Origin of the sequence: Nostocoides sp. (genome assembly GCF_035343835.1) — a bacterium.
GTDB lineage: Bacteria > Actinomycetota > Actinomycetes > Actinomycetales > Dermatophilaceae > Nostocoides_A > Nostocoides_A vanveenii.
Genome location: NZ_DAOQZV010000049.1, coordinates 1,686 through 16,457, shown reverse-complemented (window position 1 = coordinate 16,457; position 14,772 = coordinate 1,686). Strand labels below are relative to the sequence as shown.

The 14,772-nt window shown below is 67.1% G+C and carries 12 protein-coding genes; 1 reads left to right on the top strand and 11 read right to left on the bottom strand.

Annotation, left to right across the window (positions count from 1 at the left end):
- The 3 genes from fusA to rpsL all read right to left on the bottom strand — a co-directional run.
- Positions 1 to 1,421 (bottom strand): elongation factor G (fusA, locus tag PKH97_RS05525; RefSeq protein ID WP_324386406.1); only part of this gene is annotated, 1,421 nt, incomplete at its 3' end.
- A gap of 110 nt (positions 1,422 to 1,531) precedes the next feature.
- Positions 1,532 to 2,002 (bottom strand): 30S ribosomal protein S7, encoded by a 471-nt coding sequence (gene rpsG, locus PKH97_RS05520; protein WP_324386405.1) that lies wholly within the window; start codon positions 2,000 to 2,002, stop codon positions 1,532 to 1,534.
- Positions 2,002 to 2,376 (bottom strand): 30S ribosomal protein S12, encoded by a 375-nt coding sequence (gene rpsL / locus PKH97_RS05515; protein ID WP_324386404.1) that lies wholly within the window; start codon positions 2,374 to 2,376, stop codon positions 2,002 to 2,004. Before rpsL ends, rpsG begins: the two co-directional genes overlap by 1 nt.
- A gap of 515 nt (positions 2,377 to 2,891) precedes the next feature.
- Between rpsL and PKH97_RS05510 the strand changes: the two genes are divergently transcribed.
- Positions 2,892 to 3,083, top strand: a complete 192-nt coding sequence (locus PKH97_RS05510) for a hypothetical protein (protein WP_324386403.1) — start codon at positions 2,892 to 2,894, stop codon at positions 3,081 to 3,083.
- A gap of 40 nt (positions 3,084 to 3,123) precedes the next feature.
- Here the strand turns inward: PKH97_RS05510 and PKH97_RS05505 are convergent, their stop codons facing one another.
- The 8 genes from PKH97_RS05505 to PKH97_RS05470 form a co-directional block, all read right to left on the bottom strand.
- Positions 3,124 to 3,903, bottom strand: coding sequence for an endonuclease/exonuclease/phosphatase family protein (locus tag PKH97_RS05505; protein ID WP_324386402.1), 780 nt, complete (start codon positions 3,901 to 3,903; stop codon positions 3,124 to 3,126).
- Positions 3,900 to 4,133 carry a hypothetical protein gene (locus PKH97_RS05500; protein ID WP_324386401.1) on the bottom strand — a complete coding sequence of 78 codons (234 nt, stop codon included), beginning with the start codon at positions 4,131 to 4,133 and terminating at the stop codon, positions 3,900 to 3,902. Before PKH97_RS05500 ends, PKH97_RS05505 begins: the two co-directional genes overlap by 4 nt.
- Before the next feature lie 134 nt (positions 4,134 to 4,267).
- A complete protein-coding gene (locus tag PKH97_RS05495) occupies positions 4,268 to 8,158 on the bottom strand; it encodes a DNA-directed RNA polymerase subunit beta' (RefSeq protein ID WP_324386400.1) in 3,891 nt (1,296 codons plus the stop codon).
- A 184-nt stretch (positions 8,159 to 8,342) separates the two neighbouring features.
- Positions 8,343 to 11,822 carry a DNA-directed RNA polymerase subunit beta gene (gene rpoB / locus PKH97_RS05490; protein WP_324386399.1) on the bottom strand — a complete coding sequence of 1,160 codons (3,480 nt, stop codon included), beginning with the start codon at positions 11,820 to 11,822 and terminating at the stop codon, positions 8,343 to 8,345.
- Positions 11,823 to 12,170: 348 nt separating this feature from the next.
- Positions 12,171 to 12,563, bottom strand: coding sequence for a 50S ribosomal protein L7/L12 (rplL, locus tag PKH97_RS05485; protein ID WP_324386398.1), 393 nt, complete (start codon positions 12,561 to 12,563; stop codon positions 12,171 to 12,173).
- Positions 12,564 to 12,627: 64 nt separating this feature from the next.
- Positions 12,628 to 13,236: a 50S ribosomal protein L10 gene (gene rplJ / locus PKH97_RS05480; protein ID WP_324386397.1), complete on the bottom strand. Its 609-nt coding sequence runs from the start codon at positions 13,234 to 13,236 to the stop codon at positions 12,628 to 12,630.
- Positions 13,237 to 13,563: 327 nt separating this feature from the next.
- Positions 13,564 to 14,403, bottom strand: coding sequence for a hypothetical protein (locus tag PKH97_RS05475; protein ID WP_324386396.1), 840 nt, complete (start codon positions 14,401 to 14,403; stop codon positions 13,564 to 13,566).
- Positions 14,404 to 14,539: 136 nt separating this feature from the next.
- Positions 14,540 to 14,772, bottom strand: a 233-nt coding sequence (locus tag PKH97_RS05470; RefSeq protein ID WP_324386395.1) for a hypothetical protein, incomplete at its 5' end; no start/stop codon positions are given.

Below are 14,772 nucleotides of genomic sequence, written 5' to 3'. Positions count from 1 at the left end.
CGCATGCGGTCGACGAGGATGTCGAGGTGGAGCTCGCCCATACCGGCGATGATCGTCTGTCCGGTCTCCTCATCGAGGTGGACCTGGAAGGTCGGGTCCTCTTCGGCGAGCTTCTGGATCGCGACGCCCAACTTCTCCTGGTCGCCCTTGGTCTTGGGTTCGATGGCGACCTGGATGACCGGCTCGGGGAAGGTCATCGACTCCAGCACAACCGGCTTCTCGATGTCGCACAGGGTGTCACCGGTGGTGGTGCCCTTCAGGCCGATGGCCGCGTAGATGTGGCCGGCGAGGGCCTCATCGACGGGGTTTTCCTTGTTGGCGTGCATCTGGAAGAGCTTGCCGATGCGCTCTTTCTTGACCTTGGTCGAGTTGAGCACCTGGGTGCCCGCGTTGATCCGGCCGGAGTAGACGCGGATGAAGGTCAGGGTCCCGAAGAAGGGGTGCGCGGCGACCTTGAACGCGAGCGCCGAGAAGGGCTCGGCGGCGTCCGGCTTGCGGATGATCTCGACGTCTTCGTCGCCGACGGCGTGGCCGTGCATGGGCGGCACGTCGATCGGGCTGGGCAGGAAGTCGACCACCGCGTCGAGCATCGGCTGGACGCCGCGATTCTTGAAGGCCGAGCCGCACAGGATCGGGTAGAGGGTGCTGCTGACGGTCAAGGCACGGATGGCGCCCTTGATCTCGGCGACGCTCAGCTCCTCGCCCTCGAGGTATTTCTCCATCAGGGCGTCGTCGGACTCCGCGACGCGCTCGACGAGCGCGTGACGGTACTCGTCGGCCTTGGCCTGAAGCTCCGCCGGGATCTCCTGGACTTCGTACTTGGCGCCCATGGTGACATCACCCTTGGCGTCGCCCGGCCAGACCAGCGCGCGCATCTCGACCAAGTCGATGACGCCGATGAAGTCGTTCTCGGAGCCGATGGGCAGTTGGATGACCAGGGGCTCGGCCCCGAGGCGGTCCTTGATGGTCTGCACGGTGAAGTAGAAGTCCGCGCCGAGCTTGTCCATCTTGTTGACGAAGCAGACGCGCGGCACGTCGTACTTGTCGGCCTGCCGCCACACCGTCTCGGACTGCGGCTCGACACCTTCTTTGCCATCGAAGACGGCGACGGCGCCGTCGAGGACGCGCAGCGAGCGCTCAACCTCGACGGTGAAGTCGACGTGCCCGGGTGTGTCGATGATGTTGACCTGGTTGCCGTTCCAGAAGGAGGTCACCGCGGCGGAGGTGATGGTGATGCCGCGTTCCTTCTCCTGCTCCATCCAGTCGGTCGTGGATGCACCGTCGTGGGTCTCACCGATCTTGTGGTTGACCCCGGTGTAGAAGAGAATGCGCTCCGTCGTCGTGGTCTTGCCGGCGTCGATGTGCGCCATGATGCCGATATTGCGGACCTTGGTCAGGTCCGTCAGGACGTCCTTTGCCACTTGCTGTTATCTCTCGCTCGATGCGAATCAGGTGCGTTTCGTTCGTGGTGCCGGCCGCGGGCCGTATGCCGTGGTGCCCGGGTGGGCAGACGGCATACGGCCGGATGCGATTACCAGCGGTAGTGCGCGAAGGCCTTGTTGGATTCGGCCATCTTGTGCGTGTCCTCGCGGCGCTTCACAGCGGCGCCAAGGCCGTTGGAGGCGTCGAGGATCTCGTTCATCAGGCGCTCGGTCATCGTCTTCTCGCGGCGCTGCCGGGAGTAGCCGACCAGCCAGCGCAGCGACAGCGTGGTCGCGCGGCCGGGCTTGACCTCGACCGGGACCTGGTAGGTCGCGCCACCGACACGGCGGGACTTGACCTCCAGGCTGGGGCGGACGTTGTCCAGCGCGCGCTTGAGAGTGGCCACCGGGTCGGTGCCGGTCTTGTCGCGGACGCCTTCGAGGGCGCCGTAGACGATGTGCTCGGCGATGGACTTCTTGCCGTCGAGCAGGATCTTGTTGACGAGCTGGGTGACCAGGGTCGAGTTGTAGACCGGGTCGACGACGAGCGGCCGCTTCGGGGCGGGACCCTTGCGAGGCATTACTTCTTCCCCTTCTTGGCGCCGTAGCGGCTGCGGGCCTGCTGGCGGTTCTTGACACCCTGGGTGTCGAGCGCGCCGCGGATGATCTTGTAACGGACACCGGGCAGGTCCTTCACACGACCGCCACGCACGAGCACCATCGAGTGCTCCTGGAGGTTGTGACCGACACCGGGGATGTAGGCGGTGACCTCGATGCCGCTGGTCAGGCGCACACGGGCGACCTTGCGCAGGGCCGAGTTCGGCTTCTTGGGGGTGGTGGTGTACACGCGGGTGCACACGCCGCGGCGCTGGGGCGAGCCCTTCAGGGCAGGGGTCTTGACCTTGGAGGCCTTGTCCTGCCGGCCCTTGCGCACCAGCTGGTTGATGGTAGGCAAACTGCGTCCTTCGTTATCGTCGTTATCGCCGCGTCATCGCGGCAACTCCTTGTTCTCGGCCCGCCGACCCCCGAGCTCGGGTGTGTCGGATCGGCCACTCTCCCCTGCACTCCCCAGCCGCCACCGCATCTGGTGTGGTGGACGTGGTTTGCCCGGCGAGAGGTGTGGGCACATCAGTCACCCTGGACTGCTGCCGTGCTTCCTCGGGCCCGCGGGGGCACGAATGACACAGGGATCCAGTCTAGTGGCGGGCTTCCTGGGGACAAAATCGGCGGGGCGCGCCGACGCATTCGTGGGAGATGACCGGGTCACGAGGACCGTGTTGTCGCAGGTCACCGGTTTGGTTGGCGGACCGAGGGGGAACGGACTCACCCGCCACCTTCCCCATGATGCCGCGAACAAAGGAGTTCACGTGCGACACCCCAGATTACGTTGGCTGGCCGGCGCCGGCGCCGTGGCGCTTGCCGCCGCGCTTGCACCCAATGCCCAGGCGAGCTCGTCCGCCGAACGCGTCGATGGCGCATCCGCCGCCCAGCTCGACGACCGTCCCGTCGCAGGCACCGGTCGCGGTCTTCGACGACAGCGACCCGCTGCGCTACTACGACACCGCCAACCCGATGGGGAGTGTCAAGGTGGCCGGCGTGGGCGTGACCATCAAGGTTGTGCAGAGCAACTCCACGGGGAAGATGACCGTCAAGGTCAACTGACCGATTCGCCACTCGGGCGCGGCAAGCCATTCCGCTGTCGTCAGCCCGGCGTCCGCCAGACGAGGGCGGCGTGGTCGGTCAGCCCGGACAGACGGGGGGTGTGGTCGATCGCGCACTCCCCCACCGGGAGCGGCGCGGTGGTCAGTGCATAGTCGTAGCGGCACGCAGCCCCTGAGTGATCCACCCAGGTGGGCTCGGGATCGCCGGCCAGCGGATCGCGATAACCGAGGCCGCCGGTGAGCAGGCCGTATGCCGTGCGCTCCTCCCCCAGCACATAGAGCAGGCGATCGACGTGGCCCGGCGCGACGATATTGAGGTCGCCGACCAGGATCGTGGGGGCCGGGGGCAGTTCGCTCAGCCAGGTGAGGAAGGCCAGCAGCCAGTCGCGTTTGCGTTGCCGCTGAACGGCATTCGCATAGCGCACCGGATCACTGGCCGCGCCATAGACCGCGACGAGTCGCACCGGCTCCGCTCCCGGGCCGACCCCATCGGGCACCTGGGCGACGAGCACCCGCTCGGCCAGCAAGCTGGGGCCGGGCACATCGAGCCGGGTCAGTCCCGCACCACGATCCACTAGGAGCACCCCGAGCGAGGTGGCGTCCACGCCGGCCCGGCGCGCATCCGCCGGCTCGCGCAAGGAGGAGAAGGTCGCGAAGCCGGCCGCACGGCATACGTCCTCGATCAGGGCGGTTCCGGCGCCCCACCCGGTCTCGGTGAGCACGAGGACCTCCTCCTCGCACTGCCACAGATAGGCGAGCAGGTCCCTGGCCCGCTCCCGCGGCGGCCGCGAGATGTTCAGAGTGCGCAGCGAAGGGGTCACGCGTTGCGCGAGTAGAGGTAGGCGAGCACGCCCATTCCCACGACCAGCACCACGAGCACGGCGGTCAGCCGCTTGGGGTCGGTGCGGTTGAGGTGGAAGGCGCCGGCCACGATCGCGGCGATCCCGAGCAGCCGCAGCGGGCCCACCAGCCGCACGAGCGCGACCAGGCCCAGCCCGACCAGGACACCGCCAATCACCGCATTGCGGCCGGCGTCCGGTCTGCTGCTCACCCGCGCCAATCTACGGGACGTATGCCGTTCGCTCCCCATACCGCCGGCCTCCCCTCGCCGTCGGATCGCCGGCACAAAAAGCGGATGCCGCCCACCCCAGGAGGGGTGAGCGGCATCCGATCATCCGAGATGGATCAGTCGAAGCGGTCCAGGCCCAACTCGACGTCGTCGAGGCGGATCGCCTCGCCGGTGCCCGCGCCGAAGACGGGGTAGGCGTAGTCGTCGTAGTTCGGCATGGCATACATCGCCGCGCGCGCCTCGGCGGTCGGCTCGACCCGGATGTCGCGGTAGCGAGGCAGGCCCGTACCGGCCGGGATGAGCTTGCCGAGGATGACGTTCTCCTTCAGGCCGAGCAGCGGGTCCGACTTGCCCTCCATCGCGGCCTCGGTCAGGACGCGGGTCGTCTCCTGGAAGGAGGCCGCCGAGAGCCAGCTGTCAGTCGCCAGCGAGGCCTTGGTGATCCCCATCAGTTCGGGACGACCGGAGGCCGGACGGCCCCCCTCGGCCACGACGCGACGGTTCTCGTCCTCGAAGCGGCCGCGCTCGGCCAGCATGCCCGGGAGCAGGTCGGCGTCGCCGGACTCGATGATCGTGATCCGCCGCAGCATCTGCCGGACGATGACCTCGATGTGCTTGTCGTGGATCGCCACACCCTGCTGGCGGTAGACAGCCTGCACCTCGTCGACGAGGTGCATCTGCACCTGGCGCGGGCCGAGGATGCGCAGCACCTGCTTGGGGTCGATGGCGCCCTGAACCAGCTTGGTGCCGACCGCCACGTGATCGCCGTCGGCGACCAGCAGACGCGCCCGCTTGCTGACCGGGTAGGCGTGCTCCTCCGAGCCGTCGTCCGGCGTCAGCAGGATGCGGCGGGTCTTGTCGGTCTCCTCGATCTCCACCCGGCCGGTGGCCTCGGCGATCGGCGCGACACCCTTGGGGGTGCGCGCCTCGAAGAGCTCGACAACACGCGGCAGACCCTGGGTGATGTCGTCACCGGCCACACCACCGGTGTGGAAGGTCCGCATCGTCAACTGGGTGCCGGGCTCACCGATGGACTGGGCGGCGATGATGCCGACCGCCTCTCCGATGTCGACCAGCTTGCCGGTGGCCAGCGAGCGGCCGTAGCACTTGGCACAGGTGCCGACCTTGGACTCACAGGTCAGGACCGAACGGACCTTGACCTCGTCCACGCCGGCGCCGAAGAGCGCACCGATAACCACGTCACCGAGGTCGATGCCGGCCTCGGCCAGCACCTCTCCGTCGCGGGTGATCGCCTCGGCGAGCGTGCGGGCATAGACCGACGTCTCGACCTCGTCGTGGACGATACGGCCGCCGCTCTCGGACTTCGCCGCGATCGGCATCGTCAGTCCACGTTCGGTGCCACAGTCGTCCTCGCGGATGATGACGTCCTGCGAGACGTCGACCAGGCGCCGGGTGAGGTAGCCCGAGTCCGCGGTCCGCAGCGCGGTGTCGGCCAGACCCTTGCGCGCACCGTGGGTGGAGATGAAGAACTCCAGCACCGACAGACCCTCACGGAAGTTCGTGCGGATCGGGCGCGGGATGATCTCGCCCTTGGGGTTGGCCATCAGGCCACGCATACCGGCGATCTGACGCAACTGGAACCAGTTACCGCGCGCCCCGGAGTTGACCATCCGGAAGATGGGGTTGCTCTTGGGGAAGTTGGACTCCATCTCCTTGGAGACTTCGTTGGTCGCCTTGGTCCAGATCTCGATGAGCTCCTGACGGCGCTCGTCGTCGGTGATCAGGCCGCGCTCGAACTGCGTCTGCACCTTGGTCGCGCTCGTCTCGTAGCCGGCGAGGATCTCGCCCTTGCGCGGCGGCGTGACGACATCGGAAACCGCCACCGTCGTGCCCGAGCGGGTCGCCCAGTGGTAGCCGGCTTCCTTGAGCGCATCGAGGCTCGCCGCCACCTGGACCTTGCTGTAGCGCTCGGCCAGGTCGTTGACGATCGTCGAGAGGCGCTTCTTGTCAACCGGCTCGTTGACGAACGGATAGTCAAAGGGCAGCGTGGTGTTGAACAGCGCACGGCCCAGGGTGGTCTCGACCAGCAGCATCGGCACCCCGCCGCCCTCGCCCGCCTCGACGCCCTCGGGCAACTGGGCCCCGACCGACGGAACGACATCCATAAGGCGAATCTTGACCATGCTGCCGAGTTCGATCTCGTGGGCGTCGAAGGCCATGCGGGCCTCGGCCACCGTGGAGAAGACGCGCCCGGACCCCTTGCCATCCTCGACCTCGGAGGTCAGGTGGTAGAGGCCGATGATCATGTCCTGGGTGGGCATGGTCACCGGGCGGCCATCGGCCGGCTTGAGGATGTTGTTGGAGGACAGCATCAGGATGCGGGCCTCGGCCTGCGCCTCGGCCGACAGCGGCAGGTGCACGGCCATCTGGTCACCGTCGAAGTCCGCGTTGAAGGCGGTGCAGACGAGCGGGTGGATCTGGATGGCCTTGCCTTCGACCAGCTGCGGCTCGAAGGCCTGGATGCCGAGGCGGTGCAGGGTGGGCGCACGGTTGAGCAGCACGGGGTGCTCGGTGATGACCTCTTCGAGGACATCCCACACCACCGACTTCTGGCGCTCGACCTGACGCTTGGCCGACTTGATGTTCTGCGCATGGTCGAGGTCGACCAGGCGCTTCATCACGAACGGCTTGAACAGCTCCAGCGCCATCTGCTTGGGCAGACCGCACTGGTGCAGCTTCAACTGCGGGCCGACGACGATGACCGACCGGCCGGAGTAGTCGACGCGCTTGCCGAGCAAGTTCTGACGGAAACGCCCCTGCTTGCCCTTGAGCATGTCGGACAGCGACTTCAGCGGGCGGTTGCCCGGGCCGGTGACCGGCCGGCCACGACGACCGTTGTCGAACAACGAGTCCACGGCCTCCTGCAGCATCCGCTTCTCGTTGTTGACGATGATCTCGGGCGCGCCGAGGTCGAGCAGACGCTTCAACCGGTTGTTGCGGTTGATGACGCGGCGGTAGAGGTCGTTCAGGTCGGAGGTCGCGAAGCGGCCACCGTCGAGCTGCACCATCGGGCGCAGGTCCGGCGGGATGACCGGGACCGCGTCGAGCACCATACCGGCGGGGTTGTTGTCCGTCGTCATGAACGCGGAGACGACCTTGAGGCGCTTGAGGGCGCGGGTCTTCTTCTGGCCCCGGCCGGTGGCGATGATTTCGCGCAGCAGCGCCGCCTCGGCGTCGAGGTCGAAGGTCTCCAGACGCTTCTGGATCGCCGCGGCGCCCATCCCCCCCTCGAAGTAGAGACCGAATCGGTCCCGCATCTCGCGGTAGAGGATCTCATCGCCCTCGAGGTCTTGGACCTTGAGGTTCTTGAACCGGTCCCAGACCTGGGTGAGGCGATCGAGTTGACCGTCCGCACGCCGGCGGATCTGCGCCATCTCACGCTCGGCCCCATCGCGGACCTTGCGCTTGACGTCGGCCTTGGCCCCGTCGTTCTCCAGCTCGGCGGTGTCGGCTTCGAGCTTCTTGGCGCGGGCCTCGATGTCGGCGTCGCGACGGTTTTCGATCTCCTTCTTCTCCACCTCGATCTGTGCCTCCAGGGAGGGCAGGTCGGCGTGGCGCTGGTCGACATCGACCGAGGTGATCATGTAGGCGGCGAAGTAGATGACCTTCTCCAGGTCCTTCGGCGCCAGGTCGAGCAGGTAGCCCAGGCGCGAGGGCACGCCCTTGAAGTACCAGATGTGGGTCACGGGGGCGGCCAGCTCGATGTGGCCCATCCGCTCACGACGCACGGCCGCGCGGGTCACCTCGACGCCGCAGCGCTCGCAGATGATGCCCTTGAAGCGCACACGCTTGTACTTGCCACAGGCGCACTCCCAGTCCCGGGTGGGACCGAAGATGCGCTCGCAGAACAGACCGTCCTTCTCCGGCTTCAGGGTCCGGTAGTTGATGGTCTCCGGCTTCTTGACCTCGCCGTGGCTCCACTCGCGGATGCTGTCCGCGGTGGCGAGGCCGATACGCAGTTGATCAAAGTTGTTGACGTCCAGCACTACGTGCTTCCTATCTTCCGTATGCCGTTCAGTTCAGTTGGTATGTGGCTGGCCCGAAGGCCAGGACGGAGCTTCGCCCCGGCCAGTCTCATTCCGTCGAACCAGGCTCGCTTCGCTCGCGGTTCGGCGGCGGACTCGACGATCCCTAGCGGGATCGCTCGTCCGACTGCCCGGGACGTCGCAATCACACTTCCTCTACGGAAGAGGGCTCGCGCCGGGACAGGTCGATGCCGAGTTCCTGAGCGGCCTGGAAGACGTCGTCCTCGGTGTCGCGCAGTTCGATCTGGCTGCCGTCCTGGCTGAGCACCTCGACGTTCAAGCACAAGGACTGCATCTCCTTGATGAGGACCTTGAACGACTCGGGGATGCCCGGCTCGGGAATGTTCTCGCCCTTGACGATGGCCTCGTAGACCTTCACGCGGCCGGTGACGTCGTCGGACTTGATCGTCAGCAACTCCTGCAGGGCGTATGACGCGCCGTACGCCTCCAGGGCCCAGACCTCCATCTCACCGAAGCGCTGGCCACCGAACTGGGCCTTACCGCCGAGCGGCTGCTGGGTGATCATCGAGTAGGGACCGGTGCTGCGCGCGTGGATCTTGTCGTCCACGAGGTGATGCAGCTTCAGGATGTACATGTAGCCGACCGAGACCGGGTCCGGGAAGGGCTCGCCGGAGCGGCCGTCGAACAGGCGTGCCTTGCCGTTGGGCCCGACGAGTCGCTGGCCATCACGCGTGGGCAGCGTGGACTCGAGCAGACCGAAGATCTCCTCCTCGCGGGCACCGTCGAAGACGGGGCTCGCGACCCGGGTGCCGGGCTCCGCGTGGTGCGCGTCGGCAGCCATACCGGCAGCCCACTCGGCACCGTCCGGGACCTGCCAGCCGCGGCTGGCGGCCCACCCGAGGTGGAGTTCGAGGACCTGGCCGATGTTCATTCGGCCCGGGACACCGAGCGGGTTGAGCACGACGTCGACCGGCGTGCCGTCCTCGAGGAAGGGCATGTCCTCGACCGGCAGGATCTTGGAGATGACGCCCTTGTTGCCGTGGCGGCCGGCGAGCTTGTCGCCGTCGGTGATCTTGCGCTTATTGGCGACATAGACGCGGACCAACTGGTTGACGCCCGGGGGCAGCTCGTCGCCGTCCTCCTTGTCGAAGACCTTGACACCGATGACGGTGCCGGTCTCGCCGTGGGGAACCTTGAGCGAGGTGTCGCGGACTTCGCGGGCCTTCTCCCCGAAGATCGCGCGCAGCAGGCGCTCCTCCGGGGTCAGCTCGGTCTCACCCTTGGGCGTGACCTTGCCGACGAGCAGGTCGCCGTCGCGGACCTCGGCGCCGATGCGGATGATGCCGCGCTCGTCGAGGTCGGCGAGGACGTCCTCGGAGACATTGGGGATGTCCCGGGTGATCTCCTCGGGGCCGAGCTTGGTGTCGCGGGCGTCGACCTCGTGCTCCTCGATGTGGATCGAGGAGAGGACGTCGTCCTGCACCAGACGCTGGGAGAGGATGATCGCGTCCTCGTAGTTGTGGCCCTCCCAGGGCATGAAGGCCACGAGGAGGTTCTTGCCGAGCGCCATCTCGCCGCCGTCGGTCGCGGGACCGTCGGCGATCAGGCCGCCCTCCTCCAGACGATCGCCTTCGGCGACCACGACACGCTGGTTGTAGGAGGTGCCCTGGTTGGAGCGGGCGAACTTCGCGATCCGGTAGGTGCGGTGGGTGCCGTCGTCGGCGGCGACGCTGACCAGGTCAGCGGACACCTCGGTGACCACACCGGCCTTCTCGGCCCGGACGACATCGCCGGAGTCGAGGGCGGCACGGAACTCCATCCCGGTGCCGACGAGCGGGGCCTCGCTGCGCACCAGCGGGACCGCCTGACGCTGCATATTGGCGCCCATGAGCGCTCGGTTGGCGTCGTCGTGCTCGAGGAAGGGGATCATCGCGGTCGCGCCGGAGACCATCTGCCGGGGCGAGACGTCCATGTAGTCGACCTCGTCGGCGGCGACGTCGATCGCCTCACCGCCCTTGGTGCGGACCAGGACGCGGTTCTCGGCGAAGGTGCCGTCGACGTCCAGCGCGGCGTTCGCCTGGGCGATGACGTACTTGTCCTCCTCGTCGGCGGACAGGTAGTGGATCTCGTCGCTGACCTTGTTGCCCTCGACCTTGCGGTAGGGGGTCTCGATGAACCCGAAGGCGTTGATGCGGGCATACGACGCGAGCGAGCCGATCAGGCCGATGTTCGGGCCTTCTGGGGTCTCGATCGGGCACATCCGGCCGTAGTGCGACGGGTGAACGTCACGGACCTCCATGCCCGCGCGGTCACGGGAGAGACCGCCCGGGCCGAGCGCGGACAACCGACGCTTGTGGGTCAGGCCCGCGAGCGGGTTGTTCTGGTCCATGAACTGCGAGAGCTGCGAGGTGCCGAAGAACTCCTTGATCGACGCCACGACCGGGCGGATGTTGATCAGGGTCTGCGGGGTGATCGCCTCGACGTCCTGGGTGGTCATCCGCTCGCGGACGACGCGCTCCATCCGCGACAGGCCGGTGCGGACCTGGTTCTGGATGAGCTCGCCGACCGTGCGCAGGCGCCGGTTGCCGAAGTGGTCGATGTCGTCGGTCTCGACGCTGATCTCGATGGTCTCGCCGTCGCGCACGCCGGGAAGGGTCGTGTCGCCGCGGTGGAGGGCCACGAGGTATTTGATCGTGCCGACGATGTCCTCGATGGTGAGGACCGAGTCGTGCAGGTCGACGTCGCGGCCGAGCTTGCGCCCGATCTTGTAGCGACCGACCTTGGCCAGGTCGTAGCGCTTCGGGTTGAAGTAGAGGTTGTCGAGGAGGTTCTGCGCCGCCTCGCGCGTCGGGGGCTCGCCCGGGCGCAGCTTGCGGTAGATGTCGAGCAGCGCCTCGTCCTGACCGGCGATGTGGTCCTTCTCGAGGGTCAGCTCCATCGACTCGTAGCCGGCGAACTCCTCGCGGATCTCGGCCTCGGACATGCCAAGGGCCTTCAGCAGCACGGTGACGCTCTGCTTGCGCTTGCGGTCGACGCGCACGCCGATCATGTCGCGCTTGTCGATCTCGAACTCCAGCCACGCACCGCGGCTCGGGATGACCTTGGCGGTGTAGATGTCCTTGTCGGACGTCTTGTCCGGCGTGCGCTCGAAGTAGACGCCGGGGCTGCGGACCAGCTGGCTGACGACGACGCGCTCGGTGCCGTTGATGATGAAGGTGCCGCGCTCGGTCATCAGCGGGAAGTCGCCCATGAAGACCGTCTGGCTCTTGATCTCACCAGTGGTGGTGTTCATGAACTCGGCGGTGACGAAGAGCGGCGCGGAGTAGGTCTGGTCCCGCTCCTTGCAGTCCTCGATGGAGTACTTGCTCTCCTCGAAGCGGTGGTCACGGAAGCTCAGGCTCATCGAGCCCGAGAAGTCCTCGATCGGGGAGATCTCCTCGAAGATCTCTTCGAGCCCCGAACGGTCGGGGACGTTACGCCGACCGGACGCGACAGCTTCGGCGACCCGCTCCTGCCACCGCTCGTTTCCGAGCAGCCAGTCGAAAGACTCGGTCTGCAGGGCGAGGAGGTCGGGGACTTCGAGGGGTTCGCGAATCTTTGCGAAGCTGAGACGACCGGAGGCCGTTCGTGCGGTCTGCACAGTTGCGGTGCGCGAGGCAGCCAAGGATGGATCCTTCCACGGGCCTGTGTGGTGTGCGGCGGCTGTCGACCCGCGGGATCACGGTTGACGCGACCGGGCTGGTCGGCCCGGGATATGAAGCGTCAGACACGAGGGTGGGAGGGAAGACAGCGCAAGGAATAACACTACAGCATCAAGGCATGGCTGTCCAAGCCTGTCCAGAGCCCATCCGGACGGCGGTCGCGAAAAGCGACGCGTAGAGGATGACGCGGAACACGGCATACGTCAAGCAGGCGCGCGCGATTCGCATGTCCCGGTAGCGCGTCCGCGCCCGAGGACGCCGAAGGGGCGGACCGAAACTCGGTCCGCCCCAACGTTTTCGTCCCTACAAACTCACTTGAGTTCGACGGTGGCGCCGGCTTCCTCGAGCTGGGCCTTCGCCTTGTCGGCGGTGGCCTTGTCGACCTTCTCCAGGACGGCCTTGGGAGCGCCGTCCACGAGGTCCTTGGCCTCCTTCAGGCCGAGAGAGGTCAGCGAGCGGACCTCCTTGATGACCTGGATCTTCTTGTCACCGGCAGCGGCGAGGATGACGTCGAACTCGTCCTGCTCCTCGGCCTCGGCCGGAGCTTCGGCCGCGCCGCCGCCACCGATGGCCGGACCGGCCATCAGCGGGGCCGCGGCGGTGACGCCGAAGGTCTCCTCGAACTGCTTGACGAACTCGGAGAGCTCGATCAGGGTCATCTCCTTGAAGGCCTCAAGGAGCTCGTCGGTGCTGAGCTTCGCCATGGTGGCGTCCTTTCTTTCGTATGCCGTGAGTGGCGTGAGGGTGGTGTGCCCGGTCCCGGTGGGATCAGGCGTCCGCGTCGCCACTCGGGGCGACGTCGTCGGCCGGGGCGTCCGCGGGTGCGTCCGCCGGCGCTGCGGGGGCAGCGGCGACCGGCCCTTCGCTCTCGACCTTGGCACGCAGGGCGTCGACGGTGCGAGCGGCCTGCGACAAGGGCGCGGCGAAGAGGTAAACAGCGCGGCTCAGCGAGGCATTCATGGCCCCGGCGAGCTTGGCGAGGAGAACCTCGCGCGACTCGAGGTCGGCGAGCTTCTTGATCCCGTCGGCGTCGAGAGCGCGCCCGTCGAGGACACCGCCCTTGATCACCAGCAGGGGGTTGGCCTTGGCGAAGTCACGCAGACCCTTCGCGGCCTCGACGGGGTCACCGTCGACGAACGCGATGGCGGTCGGGCCGACGAACTGACCCTCGAAAGCGGTCACCCCGGCTTCCTTGGCCGCCAAATCGGTCAGCGTGTTCTTGACCACGGCGTAGGTGGCGTTGCCACGGAGGCTAGTGCGCAGCTGGGTCAGCTGCTTCACGGTGAGCCCGCGGTACTCCGTGAGAACGGCCGCATTCGAGGTGCGGAACTTCTCCGCCAACTCGGCGATGGCAGCCGACTTTGCGGGCTTTGCCATTAGGGCCTCCTTCGTCGTTCGTGCCGCTGGTCTTTGTCCCGGCCCACAACGAAAAGGGCCCCGGCGCAGGGCACGGGGCGAACGGCATACGGAGCGATCGGGGAAGCCGAGGCGGTATGACGGTCAAGCGTGGCCTGCGCTGGTTGCCCACCTCGCGGCGGGACCTTCGGTCGGATACGACAACCGGCGGTCTTTGGTCGTGATCAGGATACGCCCGACCCGGCATCCGCCCAAATCCAGCTCGCAGGCTACTGACGGTAGGGGAGGCAAATCGGGCGCCATAGCTCCCGCCTTTGCCTCACCTACCCGCCGGTAACTCGCGCCGGACTACATGGTGGTGACCTGGGAGGCCGGCGGAGCCGAGATGTCGACCTTCTTGCCCCAGTCGGAGTAGTCGACGGTGATCTCCATGCCCATATTGATGGTCGAATGGACCGGCCGACCCTGGCCGTCGAGGGTATAGGTGACCGGGATACTGTCCGGCAGGGTGATGCCGGTCGGCTTGTCCATGCCAGTCGCACTCATGACCTTGGCGAGGTCGAGATCGAGCGAGAGCGTCGTCAGATCGCCCTCCTTCTTGGTGACCTTGGCCTTCTGTCCACCGAAGGCCTTGGCCATCACGGCCGGGTCGAAGCTGTTGAGGTTGCCGGCGCCGGCGCCCGCTGCCTCGGCGGCGTCCATCTTGACCCACTTGGTGCCGCCGGTCAGGCCCTTCATATAGGAGACCCCGCCGATGGTGATCATGTCGATCTTGGTGCCCATCATCTCCATGGTCATGGCCATGTCCTGCTTGCCCTTGACGACCTTGAAGTCCCCCTCGGCCGTGATGGACCCACCCATGTCCATCTTCATGTGACCGGTCGCGCCGTCGACGAAGACCTTCTGCATCGCCTGGCCGAGCGCGATGGCGTCGATCTCGTCGCCGACCTTGGCGCCGGCGATGTCGGTGCTGCCGCCGCCCCCGGCATCGGTGGTCTCGGCTGCCGACGTGGTCTCGGAAGCCGTTGTCGTCGCACTGGTTGCGGTCGTCGCTGCCGTGGACTGCGTGCCGGTGCCGCTGGCCGCGGCGCCCGAAGTGCTGCTGGTGCCGTCGCTGCTCCCGCACGCGCTCAGCGTCAGCGCGCCGGCCGCGATCACGGCCCCGATCGAGGTCTTGGTCAGCTTCATGGGTCCTCCCCCAGTGGTGTTCATCCCGTCCGACGTATGCCGGACGCCTGCTTCGCCCAGAACTGTAAACCGTCCGCGCGCCTGACTAGACGTCTCTGGCAGCCGGGCGGTTCCTCCCGGGTTGACGGATCGCCGATCAGGAACTGGGCGAGGCGGTGGGCAGCGGGCCGATCTCATCCTTGGCCGGGGCGACGATGGCGACCTCCTTGCCCCAGTCGGCGTAGGTCGTGCTGATCGAGGTGAAGCCCAGATCGTTCTCGATGGTCAGTGGCTTGCCGACCGCGTCCAGGGTGATCACGACGGTGGCGGCCTTGGCCAGGCGCGGGATCGCGGGCTTGCTCTTGCCGGCGGCGGCGAAGTAGTCGGCGA

What these genes read in the sequence shown, in the direction of transcription:
- rpsG (WP_324386405.1), bottom strand. Translation starts at nt 2,002, where the DNA reads ATGCCTCGCAAGGGTCCCGCCCCGAAGCGGCCGCTCGTCGTCGACCCG.
- PKH97_RS05510 (WP_324386403.1), top strand. Translation starts at nt 2,892, where the DNA reads ATGGCGCATCCGCCGCCCAGCTCGACGACCGTCCCGTCGCAGGCACCG.
- rplL (WP_324386398.1), bottom strand. Translation starts at nt 12,563, where the DNA reads ATGGCGAAGCTCAGCACCGACGAGCTCCTTGAGGCCTTCAAGGAGATG.
- rplJ (WP_324386397.1), bottom strand. Translation starts at nt 13,236, where the DNA reads ATGGCAAAGCCCGCAAAGTCGGCTGCCATCGCCGAGTTGGCGGAGAAG.
- PKH97_RS05475 (WP_324386396.1), bottom strand. Translation starts at nt 14,403, where the DNA reads ATGAAGCTGACCAAGACCTCGATCGGGGCCGTGATCGCGGCCGGCGCG.